General features: G+C 58.4%; 14 protein-coding genes. 9 read left to right on the forward strand and 5 right to left on the reverse strand.

The features are described 5' to 3' along the window. Window positions 1-6 precede the first annotated feature (6 nt). The 5 genes from AC07ZH_RS12675 to AC07ZH_RS12695 all read right to left on the reverse strand — a co-directional run bounded on the left by AC07ZH_RS12675 (window position 7) and on the right by AC07ZH_RS12695 (window position 3,963). Window positions 7-1,107, reverse strand: coding sequence for a DotH/IcmK family type IV secretion protein (locus tag AC07ZH_RS12675; protein ID WP_495200054.1), 1,101 nt, complete (start codon window positions 1,105-1,107; stop codon window positions 7-9). A 71-nt stretch (window positions 1,108-1,178) separates the two neighbouring features. Then, window positions 1,179-1,967, reverse strand: coding sequence for a DotI/IcmL family type IV secretion protein (locus tag AC07ZH_RS12680; RefSeq protein WP_495200055.1), 789 nt, complete (start codon window positions 1,965-1,967; stop codon window positions 1,179-1,181). After that, window positions 1,951-2,235, reverse strand: coding sequence for a hypothetical protein (locus tag AC07ZH_RS12685; protein ID WP_495200056.1), 285 nt, complete (start codon window positions 2,233-2,235; stop codon window positions 1,951-1,953). Before AC07ZH_RS12685 ends, AC07ZH_RS12680 begins: the two co-directional genes overlap by 17 nt. 401 nt (window positions 2,236-2,636) lie before the next feature. After that, window positions 2,637-3,770, reverse strand: coding sequence for a site-specific integrase (locus AC07ZH_RS12690; protein ID WP_495200057.1), 1,134 nt, complete (start codon window positions 3,768-3,770; stop codon window positions 2,637-2,639). Between the two features lie 13 nt (window positions 3,771-3,783). After that, the gene (locus AC07ZH_RS12695) at window positions 3,784-3,963 is read right to left on the reverse strand and encodes a hypothetical protein (RefSeq protein ID WP_495200058.1); all 180 of its coding nucleotides are present in this window, start codon (window positions 3,961-3,963) and stop codon (window positions 3,784-3,786) included. Window positions 3,964-4,863: 900 nt separating this feature from the next. Between AC07ZH_RS12695 and AC07ZH_RS12700 the strand changes: the two genes are divergently transcribed. From AC07ZH_RS12700 to AC07ZH_RS12740, 9 genes are all read left to right on the forward strand, one after another. Further along, the gene (locus AC07ZH_RS12700; protein ID WP_495200059.1) at window positions 4,864-5,346 is read left to right on the forward strand and encodes a DotD/TraH family lipoprotein; all 483 of its coding nucleotides are present in this window, start codon (window positions 4,864-4,866) and stop codon (window positions 5,344-5,346) included. A 2-nt stretch (window positions 5,347-5,348) separates the two neighbouring features. Continuing rightward, window positions 5,349-6,308, forward strand: a complete 960-nt coding sequence (locus AC07ZH_RS12705; RefSeq protein ID WP_495200060.1) for a type IV secretory system conjugative DNA transfer family protein — start codon at window positions 5,349-5,351, stop codon at window positions 6,306-6,308. A gap of 1 nt (window position 6,309) precedes the next feature. Further along, a complete protein-coding gene (locus tag AC07ZH_RS12710) occupies window positions 6,310-7,542 on the forward strand; it encodes an ATPase, T2SS/T4P/T4SS family (RefSeq protein WP_495200061.1) in 1,233 nt (410 codons plus the stop codon). Between the two features lie 251 nt (window positions 7,543-7,793). Next, on the forward strand, window positions 7,794-8,048 hold the full coding sequence (icmT, locus tag AC07ZH_RS12715) for an IcmT/TraK family protein (protein ID WP_495200062.1): 255 nt from the start codon (window positions 7,794-7,796) through the stop codon (window positions 8,046-8,048). A 36-nt stretch (window positions 8,049-8,084) separates the two neighbouring features. Beyond that, the gene (gene parM / locus AC07ZH_RS12720) at window positions 8,085-9,101 is read left to right on the forward strand and encodes a plasmid segregation protein ParM domain-containing protein (RefSeq protein WP_495200063.1); all 1,017 of its coding nucleotides are present in this window, start codon (window positions 8,085-8,087) and stop codon (window positions 9,099-9,101) included. Then, window positions 9,098-9,319, forward strand: coding sequence for a hypothetical protein (locus AC07ZH_RS12725; protein ID WP_495200064.1), 222 nt, complete (start codon window positions 9,098-9,100; stop codon window positions 9,317-9,319). Before parM ends, AC07ZH_RS12725 begins: the two co-directional genes overlap by 4 nt. Then, window positions 9,306-9,773, forward strand: a complete 468-nt coding sequence (locus tag AC07ZH_RS12730; RefSeq protein WP_495200065.1) for a hypothetical protein — start codon at window positions 9,306-9,308, stop codon at window positions 9,771-9,773. Before AC07ZH_RS12725 ends, AC07ZH_RS12730 begins: the two co-directional genes overlap by 14 nt. Beyond that, a complete protein-coding gene (locus AC07ZH_RS12735; RefSeq protein WP_495200066.1) occupies window positions 9,773-11,140 on the forward strand; it encodes a secretion/conjugation apparatus DotM-related subunit in 1,368 nt (455 codons plus the stop codon). The genes AC07ZH_RS12730 and AC07ZH_RS12735 overlap by 1 nt, the downstream gene beginning before the upstream one ends. A gap of 94 nt (window positions 11,141-11,234) precedes the next feature. Beyond that, on the forward strand, window positions 11,235-12,494 hold the full coding sequence (locus AC07ZH_RS12740) for a thioredoxin domain-containing protein (protein WP_495200067.1): 1,260 nt from the start codon (window positions 11,235-11,237) through the stop codon (window positions 12,492-12,494). Window positions 12,495-12,498 lie beyond the last annotated feature (4 nt).

Consider the following 12,498-nt stretch of genomic DNA (forward strand, 5'->3'; position numbering starts at 1 on the left):
GCTACCTCACTCAAAGAAAGCTGTCAGTGCCCGACCGCCCATGGTGAACGTGGCCGCTTTGGGCACGCCGACATAGCGGTACACGGAAATGCCGCTCGTGCTGCGTGCAGCAGAGAAGTACGCGGGGTACTGGGCGTTGGCGCGGGCCTTCACGTACAGGTTCTTGTCATAGACCCATGCCTCTGCACCCTCCAGGCCCGTCACGCGCAGGCGCTTCGCGCTCGGCGGCGGCACGCCGTCGAGGAAGTACGGCAGTGCGTTGTCCAGACTCGGCGCGGCCTGCAACGTCACTTCCGCCTCGGCATCAGGGTTCTTGCCAGGAACCTTGGCGTCCACACGCATATCGACTTCCGCCTGCCCTGTCGTCAGGACGAAAATCAGCGGCGTCGATTGGCCGCGCAGCGTCACGGTCACATTGCCATAGGCGGCGGGGGTCAGGGCTTCGATGCTGAGCACGTTCGTGGGCGGCTCGCCCTGCCCTGCCGCGCCGCCGCCCTGCCCTACGCCCGTGGCCCTGCCGTCGCTGAAAAGCTGGCGGTTCATGCTCACCTTCTCGATGAACCACGGTTGCCCGGAAACGTCGCTGAAAACAAGGCTGGTTTGCTGGCCGCGCGAGAGGCGCAGCGTAGGAGGGGATACACCAGGGTCGAGGTTGACAAGCAGTGTTCTGGTCACGGGCTTGGGTGGGTTCACATACGGCATGGCGCGTTGCTGCTGACGCTCCATGAAGATGCCTTTCAAGCGCTCGTACTGCTGAGGTGTGAGCTGCATGTCCTCGATCTGGCGAACCGCCTTTTCCACGATGGCATCGGCGGGCGGATACACCACTGTGGGGCCATCAGCGTTCGAGCTGACCGAGGGCATCACTACGGGCACGGGTGTGTTGACTTGCTGACCCAGCCGGTTCGGCGGCGGCGCCGCTTCGCCGACTGGGTGGCCTGGAGCGCTCCCGCTGGCCGCAGGCGCGGGCGCCGCAGCGCCCTCCTGCGGTGCAGGAGCCATGGAGCGGACGGCGCCCACGGCGGCGGGAGCTTGCAACTGCGGTGGCGGTGGCGGTGCCGTTGGCCCAGTCTGGATCACCTGCGCTGCTGCGATGCTATGCAGCAAGAGAGCTGCGGCAGCGGCTGCCACATGGCTTGGAGAAAAAGCTGCTTTCATCATCATTGCCCTACTCGCTCTCATCGTTGATTTGAAGATGTTGGAGACAGAACCAGAGAATCGACGGCGATGCCCTTGAGGTTCACGGCAGATGCCTCCTGCTCAAGAATGGTCACATGCGCCAGGAAGTCCTGGCGGGAGCGCGGCTGGCTCTCGCCACCCGAGTAAAACTCGATGGCAACAGGCACGATCACTACCCAATAGCGGCGCGTGCCGCGACGGCCTTCTTCTTCCACCTGGGGGGTGCGCGTCGCCATCGTTCGCAAGATCAAACGGCCCTTGATGACGCGCTCCAAGTTGCCGCTGTCTTGCAGAGAGGCCAGGTACTGTCTGCGGCCAGAATCGGTGAAGCGCTTGGTGGCCACATCGTTGATCGCAGAGCGGAAATTCACGTAGTCGTAGGTGTACGACTCCACCACGGTGTCTTTGGCGTACTCGGTCAGCGCTGCGGGCGTCACCCGCACCTGTGCGTCGCTGCTGACCGCGCACAGCGCGCGGTTGTCTGTGGTCGGGATATAGCGGTACTTGGGGAACAGGAATAGCGCAGAGCTGGCGGCAACCGTGAACGAAGCGCCCATGAACAGGGCCAGCGACCAGACGCGCAAATTGCGCCTCTTGAGGGTCGAATTTTCTTGGTGCAGTCGGGCGACTTCGCGCAGCACTGCTGCGGCCTCGCCAGGACTGTCATCCGACACGATCTTTTCCAGCAAGGCCTCATCAAGCTGCTTGCCGGAGAGCTGTTGCTCTGCCGAAGTGTTGCTCTTGGAGGCTTCTTCGCCGCCTTGTTGCTTGTCAGTTGCCTGTGGCATAACGAATTTCCCCGGTTCGGCTGTCCAGTACGCAGATGTGGTCGGTTGAATCCCAAAAGATCACGTCCTCATACGAGGTGCGCGTGAGCAGCCATGCGCATGAGCAAACCAAGCCCACGAGCATGACCGCGACCGTGATCTCACCAATGACGGAGAGGCGGTCGTACAGCCTGTTCAGACGGCGCAGTGTGCGCACGTCTGAACTGCTGTCCGCGACCCCCCAGGTTGACCGGCTTGAGAGCCAGCCGAGAACGCTGTGCAGTTGCATGAAAACCCCTCGATGGCCGCATTCTACAAAACATTTAAGAATCCGCAATCACGCAATTTTGAGATTTATCGTGATGTTGGCGTTGTAGCACAAAACATTGTGACTTTAAGACGGCTCCAGGTACACATTCTGAAGCATCCAGAGAGGCGGACTGGTGATACTAAGCAGCTTTTTCGGTTGCCCCCTGCCGTTCCCACGATGCAAGATAAGTGAAATTGCGTAGAACGAGCCGAAAGAGTGCCATAAGAGTGTTGTATGCGTGCTGTATGGGTGTCGGAAATGCGCCGCAAGTGGTTTGTAGTGCGCCGCCAACGCACTGCAATGGTGTTGTGATGGCTATCCGAGCCGTGACCGGAGAGCGGTCACAGCCTTGTGCAAGAGGATGGCGCAATCTTGCAACATCACTTGCGTTCCGGGTGGCCTGTGCCGGTAGGTAGCTCGTGCCACGTAACATCTGGCAGCGGCGAGGCCACAGTGCTTCGCACCGCCAGAATTGACTCAGGCGCTGCGCGCATGCTCCGGCCTGAGTAACCCGCATACTTCTTGCCGTAGTGCCTGCGTGCGGTGTTCGTGCTGCTGTGGCCGAACAAGGCTGCGATCTCCTGTTGTGTCTGGCCGTCAGCTCGCGCATTCGCTACCGCCTGATGCCGCGTGCTGTAAATCGTCGGCATTTCCCCATCCCACTCGTGATCTACCAGGACGCTGCGAATCGCACGCTGCAAGCTGCCATAAATCTTCCGATTTATCGCGGCTTCCGGCAGGCGCATAAGTTCCTCGGTTTTAAGCTCGGCGACAAGTTGAATCCATTGGCGTAAATGCTCGATTTGCTGCGCATCGAGATTATCGAGAAGGATGATGCGTTTATCGCCGTTCCCGCGAACAGACGAATGCTTGGCATTCGTCACCTCCAGCGCTGGAGAAATCTCTGCTGAACCGTCCGCTCTGAACTTGGGTTCACTGAATGCGTTTCTATGCTGGTATGAAATCAAACTGGCATTGAACCATTCGACTGGGCGTAAACCAACATGAAGATTGGCCCTGATAAAAAGAAGGGCACGGAATAGGGCGGTTGACCTGTCGGTAAGAGCTGTTTCCATCAATAGGTCAACGGCCTCATCAGGAAACGCCTTCAATTTCCTGGCAGAAGTATTCTTGGACTTCTTAGGCAATCCCTTAGTTCCTAAAGTCAGAATATCACGGTAAGCAGATTCATAACGCCCGAATTCTTGGGAGCCAGAATCCATTAATGCTTGGGCTTGCTCCGCAATCCAGAAAAGGGCCGCTGATTTTTCTACACGCGCTGTCGCCTGCGTAATCTTCTGACTGTCCACGCGATCAATCAGATCGCGTACAACCATCTCGGGCGTCAATTCGGAAATTTTGCCGCCCGAGATTCGGGCGGCAACGTGCCTCATTTTTCGCCCATATAAGCTGATGGTGTCGGGTGACAGTGAATCACCAACCCGTTCTTCTGCTCCTATTCGAGAAAGAAGATCGAGCGCACGGCGGGAACCGTCGAAAGATTGTTCGTACATGGCGATGAGGTAATTAATTTGACGGCAAAACGTATTCGCCGAGTTCTTTGTCGAATACGGCGCCTAAGCGCTCAGGTGTTGAGCAGGGAAGGATCACAGTCTTATTGGTTTCAGAGTCAACCCCGTGAGACGCAATTATTTCAATTGCCCCGGTTTGCTCGCTTCGCTCTTTTGTGGTAATCACAATAATCATACAATTTCCTGGGCATCATTATGGATGCTACTTCATCGGCACCACCACGCCGAAAAGGCGCATGAAAGAAACGCATTTACGGCACCAATCGCCGAATGGGCGCACGTCAATCCAATATGCGGCACCAAAACCGCCCACAGGGCGCAGGGCAATTCCGTTCCAGTGACCAAGAGCGTCGCATCGGAACCAAAAAGGCCCTTCGAGCATGCTTGCAACGAGCTACTGTGGCATCAGGGCAGGGTTCCAAAAGTTGCTTGTTTCGGACTCAAGAGCGGATCGTCTCGTTCGCAGGGGTGGTTGTTCTGGTCACAGTGTAGCGTTACTCCCCCAAAAAGTGTACGTATCGCCGCCAAAAGGGGTACGTATCGCAGCACGAAAAGGGCTTGCTACACTGCCAGTATTGCGTGTTTGTGCCAAAAAGCAGCATAGATGTGTACGTATCGCAGCATGAGTGTTGCGGCCCCTTCTGGCCCTCTGGTGAGGCGGCAAAAGTGGGGGAGTAACGCTACACACGGGCCTTGTGACCAGGGGGTGAAGCCAGTGGGCGAACAGGGGTGAGTGCGCGCGGTGCCAGCTAGGCGGGGTTGCGTGCTGTGTCGGTGCCTAGAAGGAGATGTAAAGGGGTTGTAACGGTGCCTTATGCGGGTCGTGAGCGTGCTACCAAGGGCGACGCACGGTTTTTTAGGTGCCGCGAACGAGGCATGAAGGTGCCATGTTGGGGTTGTGAATGAGCCATAAAAGTGTTGCAATGGTGCCCGTTGAGGCGAATTTGACGGTGCCGAGGGGTGCGCCTTCCCCTCCGAGGCGCTATGATCTCCGGGTGCGAAAGTGCGTCCGAAGCACGCCGTCACATCAAGGTTTGTAGGTTTAGCGTCGTTTCACTTTTTTAAGGAGAAAGCAATGGGACTGAAATTGAATGTTTGTGCAGGTCTGGCGATGGCGCTCTTGCTGGGTGGCTGCGCTACGAACGTGCCCCAGGATGAGGATTTCGCCTCCAAGCTGATTGCGGAGAAGGCAGCGATTGCAGCCGGAGCACAGCGCGATTACGCCTCGTTGCTGGCTGAGGACTACACCACGGTTCAAAAGCGGTGGGCCGCTTTCGAGACGGATACCATTGACGTGGACTACATTGGTAATCCCAAGGAACTGGTTCAATCCATCGCTTCTCGTTATGGAATGAGTTTCAGTGAAACCGGAAGGCAAATCGACCTTCGGCCCGTTAATATCCGAATGAAGGGCGTCACGCCGGATGCGTTGCTGCGCAATCTCGGTAATCAAATGCACGCTGCGGCGGACGTTGTTCTTGATCGGCCTGCCAAGGCTCTCATCATCGAATACAAGAACCGCGATATTTCGGATCAAGGCGAGCGCAAGGGGAGCTAATAATGGCTGCTGACATTCCAATGAATCTGGATCAGGTTCAGGCCTATTACGAGCGGCCTGCAATCGTGCGCTTTGCGGATGATTCTGGTTCCGGCGCTTCCAGCGTGAAAATCGAAGCTCTCAAAGAGGCGGCTTTGGGAATCGGCGTGAAAGCCGGTTTGCGCAAGCAACTCCACCATATCAATGGTGTGGTCGATGGCAAGCAACGAGAGCTTGATACCATTTACGACTTCGGCAATCTCATGATTAAAGATCGTGTGGTTCCCGCAGTAATTACCGAGGCCCGTGATCTGTATAATCAAGATGGCGCGTATGCGTTGCGCCTGTCTGGTGCTTATTACAAAATCGAGCAGCAGCCTCGCTTCTCGCCAGTCCCGCCGAACTGGCGTGATTACCTATATTTCGGCAAGGGCGACAGTGAAGACGAGCCGATATTCGGAAACATGCGACCGAAAACCGATTATGAACGTCAAATCTGGCGTGAATACATCGCCAAGGGCTGGGTTCAAGGTGTCGATCAGGCCAATGTCATGCTGCAATACGGGCTTGATCGTCTGAATCGTGATCTGCTTGGCATGATCCGCTTTCACACCTTCGTGCTCCAGAACAAAATCACGATGCCAGCCATTGCTTCGCAATCGTGGGCATATTCGTCGCAGCATACGGATTCCATTGCTGTTGATGAAACGCTGCTGCGTATCACCACGCTGCCGGAATTCAACTCGGCCATGGATAAATGGCGTGCCTCGGTGAAAACATCCGACATGGTTCCACCGATCCAGGCGCAACCCACGCAATCCATGCGGCGTGTTTCGCCCAGGTTCGACCCCAAGGCTATTCCAGACCTCGCTCCAGCAGCACCCGCCCAGGTGCAAGGGCAGGGCGCTAGTTCCGCCAACCCGGCCTCCGGCGCAACTCCTGCCCAGGCCCAGGACGGGGAGAAGGGTGCTGCCGGTGTCTGACATGAGCGATCTTCCCCATGTGGGCATCGACGCGGGTGGACTGCTTCCCCGCGCCGAGATCAAGACGGGGTTTGTCCCGCCTCAGCGGTTCATCCTGATCGAGCAGTTCAAGGGGGTCATGCTGGAGGCCCTGGCGCACGACGCGAGCGACGTGTATATCCAGCCTGGGCTACCCATCTGCGCTCGCATCAACGGCGACCTCATGGCCTTGACCAACAGCACGCTCGATGAGAGCGAGGTCAAGTACATGGTCAAGTGGACAAGTGGCCGCGACACAGCCGAGACGGACATTCTCTCGGGCGTGCCGGTCAATGCCCGCTACGAGCTGTTTTCGCCAACGAAGCTGGACGCACGCGGTGCCAAGGTGCGCCATGGCTACCGCGTCAACATCTCCCCGATCCTCTACTTCGGCGGCACCTCGGGCCAGATCGTCTTGCGTGCGATCCCGAACGAGCCGATTCCTTATCACAAGCTCGGCCTGTCCGAGCAACTGGTGCGCGACTGTATCCCGCGTGATGGCATCGTGTACGTGGCCGGTGCGACGGGATCGGGCAAGACAACGACCTTCGCGGCGATCATTCGCTACATCCTCGAAAACGACACTCCCATCAAGGGGAACCTGTTGACACACGAGGAACCCATCGAGTTCACATACGACACGATCAACAGTCGGCACTCGATCTTGGTGCAGTCGGAGATTCCGCACCACTTCCGCGATTTCTATGCGGCGAACCGCGAGGCGATGCGCCGTAAACCGGGCCTCATTCTCATTGGAGAAATGCGGGATGAAGCGACTATTCGAGCTGGGGTCGAGGCTTCGCTGACTGGACACCCGGTTTATGCGACCGTGCATGCCACAGACGTGCCTTCCGTCATGCGCCGCCTTATTTCTCGCTTCCCGGTGAATGACCGGGCAACCGCTATCTACGATATTGTGGATACGGCAAGAATGATTATGGCCCAGCGCCTTGTTAAAGGCGTCGATGGCAAATTGATTGCCGTCCGTGAATATCTAAAATTCACCGATGAAATTCGGGAAGAACTGGCTGCTCTCGATCAAATGGGGAAAGTCACAGGTGTGATTGCCCGGATCGTGGAGCAGAAAGGTCACTCTTTCCGCAGGGAAGCCGCCACGCTACTGGAGCAGGGGCGCATCACGGAGCAGGTTGCCCACAGCATCTGGCCGCCCCAGAAAGAAGCCCAGTTGCAGGAGATTTTGGCGGAAAGCATCTAGTCTTAGTGTGCCGCCAAGGTGCTACTAGCGTGTCGTTAAGGCGTTGATGCGTGCCGTTTTGGGTTGTGTGTGTACGTTAATGCGTCAATAAAGTGTTGGTTGCGTGCTGGTTGGTGATGGATGCGTGCTCTGATGGTGCTACAATCGCGCCACGATGGAGCGTAGCGCCATCGAGGTGCCATGATGGCGCCCAACCGGCACCATCATGGTTTTGTATCAACTCTTGTCTGTGACAAGGCGAAGGAGGATTTATGTCCACGGGTCGTTATCACTGGAGCAACATCGCGCCGGAAGCAAAGTTTTTCGTTATCAATGCTTCCGCCAGCGTGCCGTGGCTCGTGTTGATTTTGTTTCCGCGCTGGAGCACGCTCGCAATTGCCATCGTGCTGACGGCTTTCCTTCTCTACGTCCAGTTCAAGAAAATGACTTTCAGGACGTTTCTCAAGTCGAAGAAAACGGTTTTCCTGGGTCATTCGATACGTGTCGAACGTCCTTTGAAAGACTAAATGATGTCAAGCGTAAAGAAAGGTAGAGAGTCCAAAATGAGCGCAAGCAATACCGGCGATTTTTTCATTGGCGTTGATGACGGCCATTACGCCATCAAGATCGTTGCTGAAAACGGGGAAACCTTCACCGTGCCGTCACGCGGCGCCATCGGGAAGCACCTCATCACGCTCAAGGGCGAAGATGAAGGCATCTTCTATGAGACGGAGGAAAGCCAGACCTACACGGCAAGCGAGTTCCTGCCGAAGTTCGAGGACACCCGCTTTCTGGAATATCCGCGCTCGCAACTCAACCGCGTGCTTGTGCATGACGCGCTGCGCCGCGCCGGGTACGGTGGCCGCAACGTGCGCATCACCACGGGCCTCCCGGTGAGCTACTACTACATGCCCAACGGCGAGAGAAACCAGGCCCTGATCGACGCCAAGGTGGCCAACCTGCGCAAGCGTGTAACCTGCGGCGATCTGCCGCTGGCCAACATCGTGGAGAACACCGTCACGACCGAGGCCGTCGCATCCTTCGTGGATCAGCTCATGGACATTGACGGCACGCCCTCGGATGATTACGAGGAACTGACCCAGGTGCCGGTGGGCGTCATAGACGTAGGTGGCAAGACCACGGACTGCGCGGTGCTGCTGCCAGGAATGATGGTGGACTCGTCGCGTTCGGGCTCGAATGATGTTGGCGTCCTGGCACTCGTAGAGTCTGTCTCCGCGAAGCTGCGCGCCCATCTCGACCTCGACACCGCGCTCCCCGCGCATGCCATCGAGCGCGCGCTGCGCACCGGCACCGTGAAAATCTTCGGCAAGGATCAGTCCGTCAAGGAGATCGTGGACGAGGAAAAAGAGCGTCTGGCCGACCAGATCATGAGCGCTGTGCGCACGAAAGTGGGCAGCGGTGTTGATCTTGACCATGTGCTTTTTGTCGGCGGCGGCGCCATCGTGCTCAAGGATCAGTTGCTCAAGCACTACCCGCATGCCCGCGTCCCCGATCAACCCGAGTTTGCGAACGCGCGCGGCATGCTCAAGTTCGCAAAGCATGTGGTGGGCGGCGCATGACGGGGGAAAGCAAGGGCTGGGTGCGGGCCTCAACAGCCCTCGACTCCAGCTATGAGGCTGAAAGCAGCTTGTTGCGCGATCTCGAAAAAACCGATGAGTCGAATCGCGGCAAGTTGCTGCGCGCATTGGTGCGCGCGGGCTTCAAGGCAAGTCGCAACAACGCCAACGCCGCCTCGGCCCAGGCGGCGCAGACAGGAGACGGACATGGGCAATCGTAAGCGCCAAGGCATGTACCTCTCACCAACAGACGACGCCCAGCTCGTGCAGGAGCTGGAGCGTTGCACGGTAAGGGGGCGCAAGTCGGATTTGCTGCGCAACTATGCACTTCTCGGGTATCAGCGAGCCCTGGGCCTGTGTGCCAGCGCCGATCTGACCAAGGATCACTCGGAGTTGACGCAGGCCCTCGCCGAGTTGTTCGCTCCTGACGACACGCCGCCCGATTTCAGGTCGGCAGCCGAGTTCATCAAGGCACGCGGGGCAGGGCAGGGCAGGACGCGGCAAGAGGCGCCGCCCGCGCCGATTCCTTCGCCTGTGGCAAAGCCTCCCCAGGAGGCCGCGCCCGCAAGCGAAGCGGAAGCGGTGGCGCCCAAGCCAAGGCCCAAGACTCAGTTCGCGGGCCTACAGGGGTTGGTCAGCGGCAGCAGCAAGGACAGGGATCAAGGGGGTAGCTGATGGCGACCAGCGGCAGCGGAAATGGGGGCGGGCGTACCGTCGATGACTTCACGATGATCGCGGCCCTCGTGGTCGGGACGATGATCGGCATCTGGATCGCCTGGATCGTCTTTCACACCGAGTTCTCCACGGCGTACACCTATGTCCGTCGCGTAGAACTTTGGTGGCTAGACCTCATTGGTTCATTGGGCCTGCCGGGGGCGGCAGCGGTGGCTCGGTGGTTCGATAAGGGGTGTGCCGCAAGCGGCTTGTTGGAGCGCTGCACACGCGATTTCAGCACGATGAGCTGGAAGGAGATCAGCAATCTCGCCTTCTATGTCAACGTGATGCTGCTGCCCTTCATCCTCCTGTTTGCGTTCAAGATTTTTGCGCGCATCCAGTCCTCTCACCCGAATCTGCTGTTCACAAAGACCTTCAACGTGGACAGCTTCGTCCGCGCCAAGAAGCCGCTGTACCGTCATCTGCGGATGTTCGATGCCCTGAACCTGATCGAGACGCCGCTGGATGACCCCGTGCTGGGCATGTCCCGCACGTCGCGGCAATTCGTGTTCCATCACCGACTGATCGTTGATACAGGCGAGCCTGGAGACGGGTGGATCGACGAGGCCGATGGATCATGTACTCCCGTTCTCGACCGCGCCAAGACCGAGCGGGTATTCCGTGAGCAGCTTGGCGCGGTCTGGACGGGAGTTGGCAACCTGACACCTGGGGAAACGCTTCTCTTGGCGATTGCCATCCCTCGCGTTGCCGCAACCGATGGTGCCCTGGACGACAAGGCATTCAAGAAATGCGTGGAGGAATCCAACCAAATGGTCAATTGGTGCTGGGATCAATTCAAGCCGCCCAAAGCGCAGAAAAAGGGAAGCAAGAAGGGGCAGGACAAGGAAGAACCTGCCGATCCCCTGGCGTGGCTCAAGCCCGAGATCGACCTGACCGTGCCGCGTGAAACCATCAAGCGACACATCAACAGCAAGCCGATGCAGGCAATCCTGTCCAAGCACGCCTACGTGCGCACCATTCTGTTTGCCATGTTCACAGCCGCACGCAGCCTGGGTGTGCTGCCTCCTGCCGACATGCGCTGGATGCGTTTCTACGACCGCACCCTCTGGTATGTCCTCCAGAACTTCGGGCGTCAAGGCGCCTTCGCCGAGGGCGGTGCGGTTCACGTCCACTATCTCTACGAGATCAAGTCGTGCGAGCCTCTGATCGAGCCGCAGCTCGACAAGGCTATCAACGCACTGGAGGCCGCATTGGTCGCCTTCAAATACAAGCCCTCGGATCGTGACGCATATCGCAAGGGCCTTCGGACGATACATGAGGCGGTTCCTGCTGAGTTGACCGTCACAGAGCCAACTTCAAAAACGTGAAACGACTATCGAAATTGCAGGAGTGACAAAAATCGGTCGTAACGCTTTTTGAAAATAAATGGTACTATTTTGAATAGCAACAACTGGATGCCTCATGGAATTGACTCGCAAAAATATCGCCATCGCTTCCGCTGTCGCGGTGGCGATACTCGTGGGGGGGTGGCTGATCGTTGGCCGCACTCCGTCTCAGCCAACCTTGTCCGCAGACGGAATGGCCGAGTTCAAGGCCCAACCGCGCTCGCCAGATTTCAGCGGCGAGATCATGGACAAGCTCGCTACGGCTCAAGCGCCTACGGGCGGACGGCCTGAAATCGTCCTGCCGCCGCCTCCGGCACCTACTGGGTTGCAGCCGCCCGCCTCGCTGCCGATGCCGGGTCTGCCAGCAGCGCAGGTGGCTGGTGTCCAGCAAGGCGAAGGCCCGAGCACCGCAGAGCTGGCGGCGCAGACGCAAGCCGCGTTGAAGCAGGCCCAAGCGGACGGCAAAGCGGCCATGACACCTGATGCACACGCACACGCCCAGGCGGTGCAAGATGATCCTGTGATGGCTCACTTGGCCCGGTACGGTACGCCTGTGACCAAGCAGCTCCTGCCCGTGGGCGGCGTGACGCTGTGGACGGTAATCAGCAAATCGGGCAAGCCAGTGCAGCTCTACACCACCGCAGACGGAAAGGCGCTTTTCTCCGGCGTGGTCTGGAATCTGGAGACGGGCCAGAATGTCACCGACTCTCTCATGGTGCCGCCCTCGGGCAGCGATCCCAATTTCGCTGCGCGGCTTCCCCAGGTCGTTGCGCCCGCGACACCTAAGAGCAACCTCGTGAGTGGCCCCAATGCTCTGCCATCCGCCTTTGATGGCAAGGCGCCAACGCAGATTCCCGAGGCGATCCGACTGGTGGATGGTCTGGCCGGATACAAGGAAGGGAAGGGCGGGCCTGCTGACACGCTCTACGTCATCATCGACCCTCGCTGTCCGTACTGCCGTCGCGCCTATCTCAACACGCGCGAGTATGTGAAAAACGGCGCGACCATCAAATGGATTCCTACAGCGGCGCTTGGGCGCCCCGAGCAAGGCCTGCCTCTGGCCGCGACCATCCTGCGTGCCAACAACCCGGACGTTGTGGCGCGCGTCCTGGGGAACCACGAGCAGATCGGCACACCGCCCACCGACTTCGAGTTGAAGCAGCTCGATAACAGCTTGGACTTCATGTTCGAGGCCTTCAAGCAGAACAACGAACCGAATCCTGGCGTCCCCGTGGCGTTCTTCATCGACCGCCGCTCTGGCAAGGCCCGCATGATGATGGGCGTCTCGGAGCAGGTCGTGATCGAAGACATTCTTGGCAAACCGACGAAGAAGTGACACC

Source organism: Simplicispira sp. GW247-4R2A, from assembly GCF_059424465.1.

What these genes read in the sequence shown, in the direction of transcription:
- AC07ZH_RS12695 (WP_495200058.1), bottom strand. Translation starts at nt 3,963, where the DNA reads ATGATTATTGTGATTACCACAAAAGAGCGAAGCGAGCAAACCGGGGCA.
- parM (WP_495200063.1), top strand. Translation starts at nt 8,085, where the DNA reads ATGAGCGCAAGCAATACCGGCGATTTTTTCATTGGCGTTGATGACGGC.
- AC07ZH_RS12735 (WP_495200066.1), top strand. Translation starts at nt 9,773, where the DNA reads ATGGCGACCAGCGGCAGCGGAAATGGGGGCGGGCGTACCGTCGATGAC.
- icmT (WP_495200062.1), top strand. Translation starts at nt 7,794, where the DNA reads ATGTCCACGGGTCGTTATCACTGGAGCAACATCGCGCCGGAAGCAAAG.
- AC07ZH_RS12725 (WP_495200064.1), top strand. Translation starts at nt 9,098, where the DNA reads ATGACGGGGGAAAGCAAGGGCTGGGTGCGGGCCTCAACAGCCCTCGAC.
- AC07ZH_RS12730 (WP_495200065.1), top strand. Translation starts at nt 9,306, where the DNA reads ATGGGCAATCGTAAGCGCCAAGGCATGTACCTCTCACCAACAGACGAC.
- AC07ZH_RS12690 (WP_495200057.1), bottom strand. Translation starts at nt 3,770, where the DNA reads ATGTACGAACAATCTTTCGACGGTTCCCGCCGTGCGCTCGATCTTCTT.
- AC07ZH_RS12685 (WP_495200056.1), bottom strand. Translation starts at nt 2,235, where the DNA reads ATGCAACTGCACAGCGTTCTCGGCTGGCTCTCAAGCCGGTCAACCTGG.
- AC07ZH_RS12700 (WP_495200059.1), top strand. Translation starts at nt 4,864, where the DNA reads ATGGGACTGAAATTGAATGTTTGTGCAGGTCTGGCGATGGCGCTCTTG.
- AC07ZH_RS12710 (WP_495200061.1), top strand. Translation starts at nt 6,310, where the DNA reads ATGAGCGATCTTCCCCATGTGGGCATCGACGCGGGTGGACTGCTTCCC.
- AC07ZH_RS12740 (WP_495200067.1), top strand. Translation starts at nt 11,235, where the DNA reads ATGGAATTGACTCGCAAAAATATCGCCATCGCTTCCGCTGTCGCGGTG.
- AC07ZH_RS12680 (WP_495200055.1), bottom strand. Translation starts at nt 1,967, where the DNA reads ATGCCACAGGCAACTGACAAGCAACAAGGCGGCGAAGAAGCCTCCAAG.
- AC07ZH_RS12705 (WP_495200060.1), top strand. Translation starts at nt 5,349, where the DNA reads ATGGCTGCTGACATTCCAATGAATCTGGATCAGGTTCAGGCCTATTAC.